6 protein-coding genes and 1 tRNA gene are annotated in these 9,189 nt (G+C 44.6%); 3 read left to right on the plus strand and 4 right to left on the minus strand.

The genetic code is table 11. From position 1 onward, the window contains the following. Nucleotides 1-10 precede the first annotated feature (10 nt). Genes QZ460_RS02185 through QZ460_RS02195 form a run of 3 tightly spaced genes read left to right on the plus strand, consistent with a single transcriptional unit; the run spans nucleotide 11 to nucleotide 6,069 of the window. Entirely contained in the window at nucleotides 11-3,556 is a 3,546-nt protein-coding gene (locus QZ460_RS02185) for a TaqI-like C-terminal specificity domain-containing protein (RefSeq protein ID WP_290539946.1), read from the plus strand. Nucleotide 3,557: 1 nt separating this feature from the next. Further along, nucleotides 3,558-5,408, plus strand: a complete 1,851-nt coding sequence (locus QZ460_RS02190; RefSeq protein ID WP_290539947.1) for a hypothetical protein — start codon at nucleotides 3,558-3,560, stop codon at nucleotides 5,406-5,408. 34 nt (nucleotides 5,409-5,442) lie between these two features. After that, nucleotides 5,443-6,069 carry a hypothetical protein gene (locus tag QZ460_RS02195; RefSeq protein WP_290539948.1) on the plus strand — a complete coding sequence of 209 codons (627 nt, stop codon included), beginning with the start codon at nucleotides 5,443-5,445 and terminating at the stop codon, nucleotides 6,067-6,069. Between the two features lie 129 nt (nucleotides 6,070-6,198). Here the strand turns inward: QZ460_RS02195 and QZ460_RS02200 are convergent. The 4 genes from QZ460_RS02200 to QZ460_RS02215 all read right to left on the minus strand — a co-directional run bounded on the left by QZ460_RS02200 (nucleotide 6,199) and on the right by QZ460_RS02215 (nucleotide 8,780). Continuing rightward, nucleotides 6,199-6,287, minus strand: a tRNA-Leu gene (locus tag QZ460_RS02200). Between the two features lie 42 nt (nucleotides 6,288-6,329). Continuing rightward, the gene (gene miaA / locus QZ460_RS02205; RefSeq protein ID WP_290539949.1) at nucleotides 6,330-7,235 is read right to left on the minus strand and encodes a tRNA (adenosine(37)-N6)-dimethylallyltransferase MiaA; all 906 of its coding nucleotides are present in this window, start codon (nucleotides 7,233-7,235) and stop codon (nucleotides 6,330-6,332) included. Beyond that, a complete protein-coding gene (locus QZ460_RS02210) occupies nucleotides 7,225-7,737 on the minus strand; it encodes a hypothetical protein (protein WP_290539950.1) in 513 nt (170 codons plus the stop codon). The genes miaA and QZ460_RS02210 overlap by 11 nt, the downstream gene beginning before the upstream one ends. 56 nt (nucleotides 7,738-7,793) lie before the next feature. After that, on the minus strand, nucleotides 7,794-8,780 hold the full coding sequence (locus QZ460_RS02215; RefSeq protein ID WP_290539951.1) for an acyl-CoA reductase: 987 nt from the start codon (nucleotides 8,778-8,780) through the stop codon (nucleotides 7,794-7,796). Nucleotides 8,781-9,189 lie beyond the last annotated feature (409 nt).

Consider the following 9,189-nt stretch of genomic DNA (forward strand, 5'->3'; position numbering starts at 1 on the left):
ATTTGCAGAAATGAATATAGCCGACTTAAAGAATAAATTATCAGCCCGATTTGATTTTGAACAGTGGAAGAGTATCCTAGCGGAAATATTCCCAAAAATCGAATATTTTACACATATCAACGAAATCTCTCACGATTTGGTAAAAAATGGAGGCCAAGTGGGTGTGATTCGTTTGGACGATGGTCGTGCATTGGGACTTTATACATTCGAGGTGGCAGATAATGTGCTTATCGGCCGCAATCGACAGAGACTGCGTGGAATTACGGCTCCAGCTATCGACCAATCCATTATTCACGGTGTGCTTGCTTTTTATTATTCGGAGAATGTGGCTGACTATCGTCTGACTTATATCTCCAAGCAAACTTCTTTCAACGAAGATGGGGTATTGGTCAAATCCGAAACCTCCAGCAAAAGATATACTTTCCTTTTGGGAGCCAATGAATCGTGTCGGACAGCTGCCGAACGATTGAATGAATTGATGTCCAAAAAGAAGAGCGGTTCAGTGTATTTGGCCGATGTCACGGAAGCATTCTCAGTCGAGCGTCTGAATAAAGAGTTCTTTGCCGGGTATAAGGCGCAATATGCAAAGTTCCTTGCCACATTGTCCGATATTAAGGAAAATCGAGATTATGTCAAGAAACTGCTGGGACGATTGGTTTTCCTGCAATTCCTTCAGAAAAAAGGCTGGATGGGAGTTCCTGCTTCCAGTAAAAAATGGGAGAATGGAGATAAGGATTATCTCAATCGTTTGATAGGTCGTTATGCAGGTAATGACCGCTTGTTGAGTGATGTGTTGGAGCCTCTGTTTTTCAATACTTTGAATGAGAAACGTGAAGATGACATCGCTGATGCGCGATTGGGGGACAATATCAAAATTCCATATCTCAACGGAGGTCTGTTCGAGAAAGACAGGATAGATGCATTAGAAATAGATTTCCCGTATTCCTATTTCACGGATTTGATGGAATTTTTCGGTAAGTACAATTTCACGATTGACGAGAATGATCCTGACGACAGTGAGGTTGGCATTGACCCCGAAATGCTGGGACATATCTTTGAGAATCTCTTGGAGGACAACAAGGATAAGGGTGCATTCTATACACCCAAGGAAATCGTGCAGTATATGTGTCGGCAAAGCGTCATTCAATATTTGAAGACGCATGAGCCGGACGAACAATATGCACGTCCTATAGAGTTGTTGATCAATCAGGGTATCATTGACCCTATACTCCAAAACAAGAGTCTGGCAACTCGATTTATGCAGTTGCTCAAAGAGGTAAAGGTGTGTGATCCGGCCATTGGTTCGGGTGCATTCCCCATGGGTGTACTGTATGTGTTGTATCACGCTATCCACCATCTGCAATCCCATGCCGAACCCAACAAAAGTTTCAATTCCACTCAGACCAAACTTGATATTATCCAAAACAATATTTTTGGTGTGGATATCGAACAGGGTGCGGTTGATATAGCACGTTTGCGCTTTTGGCTGGCTTTGGTGGTAGATGCCGAAGAACCGAAACCGCTGCCTAATTTGGATTATAAGATTACCTGTGGAAATTCTCTGTTGAGTCGTTATACAATCGATTCTCCTATTGAGAATGTATTTGTCGAGTATAACAAAGGGAAGGGCCAAGAGGATAAAATGACACTTGCCAAATACAAAGACTTGGTAAGAGAATATACCAATACCTCCAATCACCAGACCAAGGAACGCTTCCGTAAGACGATTGAAGAAATAAAACAGGTATTCAAGACGGAACTGAACAAGCAGTTCCGAAACAAACTTGTGAATCTGAAGAGCAGGATAGTGCTGCATGAGAGTCCTTCATTGTTTAATGAACGAACAAAGGCGGAGATGGTCGAGTTGAAAGAATTGAAGGAGAAACTGGCCGTCCTCGAAAAGGAGCAAGAGGTTATTTTGACCAACAAGATGTATGTCGATGCTTTGGAGTGGCGTTTCGAGTTCCCGTCCCTGCTCGACGAGAATGGTGATTTTACAGGTTTTGATATTATTATCGGTAATCCTCCTTATTTGAGAATACAAGGTATCAGGAAAAACAACTCGATGTATGCAGACGAACTTGTCAAAAAGTATCGTTCTGCTACAGGGTCGTTTGATTTATATGTAACATTTGTGGAGCGTGGTCTGCAAATCATCAAACCACAGGGTGTGGTCAATTATATTATGCCCGTCAAATGGACAAATGCGGCTTTTGGTAAGGGTTTGCGGTCGATAATCTCCGAAAGAAATGCTGCGCATCGCATCATAAACTTTGCTGCATATCAGGTTTTTAACGCATCAACCTATACTGCGCTCCAGTGGTTTGTTCCCGATAGTCCTGAATTGTTGTATAGCGAATTGGAGAAAGATCTTGCCACCAATCAGGAACTTGGTATCTATTTGAATTCCTTGGGTAATCAGCAAACCGCAGAGATCAAGTCGGATAAGCTGAGTACCGCCCCGTGGGTATTGACCGTAGGAGGCACTACCAAAATATTGGAAATATTGGAAACTCATACACGTCGTATAGGGGATTTGTTTGACCGAATATTTTGTGGTTTACAAACAAGCAAGGATGATGTTTACTTCCTGTATGATTGCATCGAAGACGACAAATATATAATGGGTTATTCCAAACAACTCGGGGGCTCCGTCAATATTGAACGAGGATTGGTAAAACCTTTGTTGAAGGGTGAAGACGTACATCGGTATGACCATATTGTCACCAATCGTTTTGTTATATTCCCCTACAAAATCGAGAATGGCAAAGCTGTTTTGTACACTGAGTTGGAATTGGCCGATTTGTTCCCGCAAGGCTATGCGTATCTGAAAGAATGCGAAGCGGTTTTACGAGAACGGGAAAAAGGTCGATTGCAAAATGATGAGTATTGGTACAAGTATATATATCCAAAGAATCTTGTTTTATTTGAAAATGAGAAATTGGTGGCACCTGATATTTCAATGGGAGGTAATTTCGCATATGACCCCCAGGGACTTTTTTATCAGACAACAACCGTCTATGGATATATCAAGAAAAAAGACGTAAGAGAAGACTATAAATTTTGGATGGCTCTATTTAATTCTCGGTTATTTTGGTGGTACCTGAAGAATACAGGAACTGTATTGGCAAATGGATTTTTCCGATTTAAACCGGATTACATTAAGCCGTTTCCCGTTCCGGAAACAATATCTTCTGAGGCGGAAAAAGTTGTTTCTACACTATGTGATTATGTTCTTACCATCAAATCATATAATAACAATATTTCAGATTTGATTTCCAATAAATTGATTTCTGATTATTTCGAAAGAATCATTGATGGTTGTGTGTATGAAATATATTTTGATGATTATATGAAGAAGTTGGAGATAGACATAATTAGTTCGGCTGCGGAACTTGTCCGTCCTGTTTCGAACCTGTTGTCTGACCAAGAGAAAATTGCAACTATCTTAAATGTATTTTTTACGATAAAGAAGACTGACAATCCGATAAGAAACAGATTAGAGCTGTTTACGCTCAGAAGTCCTGAATTGCTTAAACTTATAATTGAAGACTGATATGCCGGCAATAGAAAAAATACAGATAACAGGATTTAAGGCCTTCCCGAATGATTTTGAGTTGGTATTAGACGGGAAAAATCTTTTGATGTATGGCGAAAATGGCAGTGGAAAATCATCGATATATTATGCTCTGCATTGTATATTTCAGGCGCCTCTGAAATCGGATGCAGGAAAAAAATATTTTGATGTTACCAATGAACAACATCTTAAAAACATTGATAACTTAGTTGCTGATTCAAAGGTGAGAATTATTTTCAAAGATTACCCATTTGTATATCAGCTGGATAAAAATGGCTATAATACAGAATTGTTAGGAGGAGGGCATCCGTTGCCAGCCCATATAAACGGGTGTTTTGTCAATCACCAATTCTTGTTCCATTTCTTTAATTTTAGGAATTCGGAGAAGATCAATCTGTTTCCTGTATTTATAAAAGACATCTTGCCATTTTGTAAAGATGCGGCATCAGGGTTTCACATTGGCGAAATGTATGACAAAATAACATCATCGATTGTTAAAAATAGAAGACGTATCTCATCGGCATATCTTACCGATATTGATAATTTTAACAGGGCGGTGAAGAAGGTTGTGGAGGAAGAGGTAAATATATATGCTTCTGACATATACAATAAGTACTTTAAGGATGCTCAAAGTCCGAAGTTGCAAATAAGATTGAGGTATGATTCTAATAGTGAAAAACCGGTGGGAGACCATAACGAATATTGGTTGAAGTATGACAGGGGCATTGAATATACGAGAGAGAATAATATCTTAAAAGAACACATTTCTTCATATAAGAAGCTTAATAAACCTTTTATTGGTCTTGAAATATCTGAAGAGATGGCTGATGGTAGTGTTAGACCTATTGGCAAGCCCCATGTATTTTTCAATGAAGCGAAATTGACGGCCATTGCCTTGTCTGTTAGATTTTCGCTGCTAAATATAGATAAACCGCCTGATGGCCGTTTTTTGGCGTTGGACGATATGCTCATCAGCCTTGATATGAGTAATCGGGCAAAAGTTGTGAATTTCTTGCTGGGAATATCCGATAAGTATAAAATATACCTGTTTACTCACGATAGGGCGTTCTTTGAATATTTCAAACATAAAACAAAGAAGGATAATTGGGTCTATAAAGAATTGTATATGGACGATTATAAAGTCCCATATCAGAGAGTCAGTGAGGATTATATTGAAGAGGCAGCCCATTTTATAAAGCAACATAAATATGAAATAGCCGGTAATCTTTTACGAAAAGCAGCAGAAATGTTAAGTAAAAATTTTTTACCAAAGAAAATGCAAATTTCAAAAGATTATAGCAATCTGGATTTAAATGGTCTTCTCATTCAATGCAAAAAATTTGCTAGAGAGAGTGGGGTTGAAGATATCCATATTTTTGAAGAATTGGACGGATTCCGTAAATTTATCTTGAATCCGGCGAGTCATGATAGCTACGATGTCATTAAATATAGATATGAAGTTGAAGAATGTTTACATACTTTAAGATTATTCAGATCCATAGATGTGAGCCCTTTTCTAGAAAAAGGTGCGCAGTTGTATTTTGAATTGAGTACTCCGTTGCCGGAAATTTGTAGCTATAGGTTTGAAATCACACTCTGTGATGAATTTAAAATTATAAGACAACCGGGTAAGGATCCTGTTATTTCAAAAGGAATGATTAATTTCAAAGTTTTTGAGAATGGGTCGGAAGGTGTGATTGAACATGACAATACAACTCTAAAACGTTTTTATGACAATAATTACATGCGTTCCGATAAAATAAAAGATTCAGATTTTTTCAACTCTATTGTAGAGTTGAAATCAGGAAACCCTATTCGTTCTTTTTTGTAGTTAATTGTCTTATAATAATTTGAATAATAAAATTATGGAAGGAAATGGTTTAATAATCAGTGGCCTTATTGGTTCTGTTGTTACTTTACTTTTAACAGCAATAATTGATTACATTAAGGAGCGTTTTAAGTCTAAAATAGAAAAAGAGAAAATGCTTTTTCAGCGAAAGACAGATGTCGCAGAAAAAGCTATGACTTGGTTGCAAGAAGCTATTGATTGTTATCGAATTTTACAAATGGCTTGCAAAGAAATTAACGGAATTTATAATCCTGTTACATGGAATAAATTACAGATGTCTCTATTACAAGCGAATCAATTATATCGTGATACAAGTCGTAGGTTATATTCAATTTATTTATATTATGATTTTTCAGAAATAGAAATTAAACACAATTGTTTAGAATCTAATTATAATATGAATTATGCCTTTACTGAACTTGGCAGGTTAGAGCAGCAGGTATCAGACTTAAGAGAAAAAGGATATGATGATAATTCACAAGAGATCATGGCATTGAAAAAGAAAGCTCTGTCTTTGTTTGAAAAATTGGCCCAAGCAATAGATGTGCAAATAAATACCATTGTTGACATGCAAGAATTGCTAAAAAAAGACTATCATATTGAATTGAAACATTCATGTTCTCTCTCTGTTTCGTTTCTGTAAAAGATAACTTAGGAAGGGGTTCATGGGTTCAAGCCTTTCATTTTTTGCACGTGTGGGGAAAATGTGGGGAAAATCCCAGAAATAAAAAATCACTTAATCCGTATGTATCAACAGATTAAGCGATTTTACTGGTACCCGGAGCCGGGATCGAACCGGCACGGCCATTACTGGCCACAGGATTTTAAGTCCGGCGTGTCTACCGATTCCACCATCCGGGCGCAGTCTTTCGCCGAAAGACGCCGACAAAAATACGAAAATATTTACGATTTGCCAAAATCTATGTAATTTATCATCGCCGCATCGTCATCGGGGCGAAACCAGCGGATTTCCGGATCGCGGCGAAACCAGGTGAGCTGCCGTTTGGCATAGCGACGCGAATTGCGTTTGATCAGTTCCACGGCCTCGTCATAGCCGATGCGCCCGTCAAAATAATCGAAAAACTCACGGTAGCCGACCGTCTGCAACGCATTCAGGTCCCGATAAGGATACAGTGCCCGCGCCTCGGCTTCCAGACCCTCGACAAGCATCCGGTCGACCCGGCGGTTGATACGCTCGTAAAGTTCCTCGCGCGGCAGATCGACCCCGATTTTCACGATTTCGAACGGACGCGCACGCCGTATGCCGGACCGCAGTCGGGAATAGGGCATGCCGGTTTGGAGGCAGACCTCCACCGCACGCATGACACGCGCCGGATTGTTGCGATCGACAACCGCGTAATACTCCGGGTCCAACTCCCGGAGCCTCTCGACAAGCGCTCCGAGTCCCTCCTCCGCCAGCCGGCGATCCATCTCCCGGCGCAGCGATTCGTCGGCCTGTGGCAGGTCGTCCATCCCTTCACACAGCGCCCGGACATAGAGCCCCGAACCACCGACGGCAACGACGTAATTGTGGTCGGCAAAAAGTTCTTTGAGCCGTGCAAGGGCCTGCACTTCGTATTCGCCGCAGTTCAAGCTCTCCTTTATATCATGCGATGCAATAAAATGATGCTCAACGGCTTGGAGTTGATCGACAGCAGGCTGTGCCGTGCCGATCGGCATCCCGCGGTACACCTGCCGGGAATCGGTCGAAAGGATCGGTGCGGCGTAATGGACGGCCAGACGGATGCTCAAATCCGTTTTGCCCGAACCCGTCGGCCCGACGACAACCAGCAGCCGTTTAGTACTCATCGTCGTAATTCTCGTCGCCCTCGAAATCGTCGAATTCGCTCATCACTTCGCCGAAAATCGACCCGTCGTCGTCCGCATGTGTTTTCGAAGGGTCGTACTGGTCGGGAGCTGCGGCCTGCGCGTAGATTTCGCGCGGGTAGGAAGCCCCCTTGTCGGCCTCGAAAGCTCCGGTAAGCTCCAGAAAATAGGCCCGGTCGCCGAACATGTCGAAGAGATAGATCAGCCGGTCGCGGCGGTTGTGGATGACCTGGCCGAGTGTGACGCGATCCATCGCTTCGGGGGCATTCCCGGAACCGTCGTCCATCTCCACACTCGTAAATTCGCGCTGCTTCTCCCAGCGGTCGTCGGCCGTGAAGAACGAGGCCATACACGGCTCGTACTCGAGCGACTGAAGGATAAAATCATGGAAATCGAGCAGCGTCATGTCGTACATCACCTCGTAATCGCGTACGAAATTATCGTTTTCGTCGCTCAACATCCGGAATCGGAAAACCATCGACATTGCAGTAGTATTTTTTAGAATATTGTTTTGTTACAACACCAAAGATAACACTTTTTTCAAACCAGCGCCGCAAGCCACGCAAGGACATCCCAATCGTCGGGATAATCATCGAGTGCCGGGGACTGCGCACAGCCGAAAGCGGCGCGGCGGCTGTGGGGGAGACATTCGGTGACGACGCATTGCAGTTCGCCGTCGTGCTCGGCCAGCCATGCGGCCACTTCGTCCAACGTCGTGTAATGCACGTAGGCGATTTGGCTCAACGCCGCCGGAAAGGCGCATTGTTCGACCGCCACGGCACCCCCCAGATCGACAAACGGCCGTCCCTGCATCTCCATCAAAGCGCGCTGCTGTGTGTAATTATTTGTATATTTACCGTTTACATGCGGCATTTCAAGTCGGGGTTCACGACCTTCCGGCGCGAAAATCAGCGACACGTTGCGACATCCCAACCCGGAATAGGCCCAAATGTCGTCGGCCAGTCCGGCAAGCTGTTCGGGTGTTTCGCGCCCCGAAAGCACGGCCACCGACTGGCGGCTGCCCCGCAGCAGGGAGGGAATACCGGAGTAATGAGCCCGAAAGTAGCGGTTGGCATTGTCGCTGCCGGTGGCGATCACGGCATCGACAGGCGACACGCCGTCGTACAGTCCGACCGGCAGCGAAGGGTCGATTTCGTGCAGCAGGGCCACGACGTATTCCATCAGCACGGAATCCTTGGCGGAGGGCTTGACAAGGCAGCAGTGGCCGCTCACAAGCACGCACAGCAGGTCGAAAAAACCGACGAGCGGGATATTTCCGGCCATGACGACCAGCACGCGCCGCGGCTCCGCGACGGGAAGGGCGGGGTAGTTGGCCAACCACGCTTCGAGTTTTTCGCGTTGCAGCATGTCGCAGGCGATCGCGTGCACCGCACGACGGACATCGGCGGGGGTAAACCAGCCGTTGGCGCAGCAGGCGGAGTCGATAACCGCACGCGTCGCATCGTCATCGCCGAAACCGCGCAGGCGCGCGCCCAGGTCGGAAAATGGTTTGATCGTGTTTTTCATGGCTACAAAGATACTATTTCAGGTTGTAATCCGTGCATTTTTCCAAAAGTTATGCAATTATTGAAGGCGACAGCTACTGCTGCCTGAAGCACACAAAGCGTTCCGAAAGATCGCGGATTGCACGTTCCGTCTATGCGCCAGCCGGCGGTATGGACAGCGCCCGAAGCGATCGGGCAGGTGTGGCACCCTGCGCAGGCCGGGGACTGGCGGAGTTGACCGCAGAAGGAGCAGGAGGAAGACGAGGCGGAGCGGAGTGAGATGCGGGGGAGGGAGGGGCGGAGGACCGAGCAGGTGCCGGGTTGAGCGGTGCCGAGGCGCAGAAAGGTCGGCCGAAGATTGTCAAGCGCAGGGAGGGATGACCTCAGAAGGGCTGGAGGGGGGGGGGGGCGAGGAGGAACGGAGTGAAAGG

The organism is Alistipes sp., from assembly GCF_020026455.1.
GTDB lineage: Bacteria > Bacteroidota > Bacteroidia > Bacteroidales > Rikenellaceae > Alistipes.

Excerpts from the sequence above, each read along its gene's own strand:
- QZ460_RS02185 (WP_290539946.1), top strand. The coding sequence starts at position 11 with ATGAATATAGCCGACTTAAAGAATAAATTATCAGCCCGATTTGATTTT.
- QZ460_RS02190 (WP_290539947.1), top strand. The coding sequence starts at position 3,558 with ATGCCGGCAATAGAAAAAATACAGATAACAGGATTTAAGGCCTTCCCG.
- QZ460_RS02195 (WP_290539948.1), top strand. The coding sequence starts at position 5,443 with ATGGAAGGAAATGGTTTAATAATCAGTGGCCTTATTGGTTCTGTTGTT.
- miaA (WP_290539949.1), bottom strand. The coding sequence starts at position 7,235 with ATGAGTACTAAACGGCTGCTGGTTGTCGTCGGGCCGACGGGTTCGGGC.
- QZ460_RS02210 (WP_290539950.1), bottom strand. The coding sequence starts at position 7,737 with ATGTCGATGGTTTTCCGATTCCGGATGTTGAGCGACGAAAACGATAAT.
- QZ460_RS02215 (WP_290539951.1), bottom strand. The coding sequence starts at position 8,780 with ATGAAAAACACGATCAAACCATTTTCCGACCTGGGCGCGCGCCTGCGC.